This window comes from Mesorhizobium sp. M2C.T.Ca.TU.002.02.1.1 (genome assembly GCF_003997225.1).
In genome coordinates this window covers 1-573 of record NZ_RZTO01001467.1, presented here as the reverse complement: position 1 = coordinate 573, position 573 = coordinate 1, and the positions used below count along the sequence as shown (strand labels likewise).

The window sequence follows — 573 nt, the reverse complement described above, 5'->3', positions numbered from 1 at the left end:
CAGCGCAGCCATATCCATGGCACGAAAACGTCCTGAGACCGGGATGCGGACGAGGTTATCCTCGCCGATGCCGGAGACCCAGATGGCGCGATCGATCGAGGTGTGGACTTGGTCGGAGGCATAGACGCGCAGCTTGCTTTGCCCGGCCAGCCCTTTTTTGTTGCCCTGCCAGTCGAGCGCCCGCTCGCGCATGGTCAGCACCGCCGCAAGCGTTGCCGACGAGGCCGAATCCTGGATGACGCCGGAAAAGCCTTCGGGCAGGCCGAGCGCCTGGCGCATCCAGTCGACGATGCGCGTCTCGAGTTCTGTCGCCGCCGGCGAGGTCTGCCACAGCATGCATTGTGCGGCCATCGCCGAGACCAGATATTCCGCCACGACCGAAACCGGCGCCGCATTGGCCGGAAAATAGGCGAAGAAGCGCGGATGCTGCCAATGCGTCATGCACGGAACGATCTTTTCTTCGAAATCCGCGAAGATCTTTTCCATCGACTCCGGCGATTCGGGTGGCGAGGCCTCGATGCTTCTCAAAATCTCGCCCGGCGCGATTGCCGGCCGGACCGGGCGGTCGCGCAG

Annotated in this window: 1 protein-coding gene; it reads right to left on the bottom strand. The window is 63.7% G+C overall.

Going from position 1 to position 573, the window contains the following annotated elements; translation table 11 throughout:
• Positions 1 to 573, bottom strand: a 573-nt coding sequence (locus tag EOD07_RS36785) for a pyridoxal-dependent decarboxylase (RefSeq protein ID WP_245470648.1), incomplete at both ends; no start/stop codon positions are given.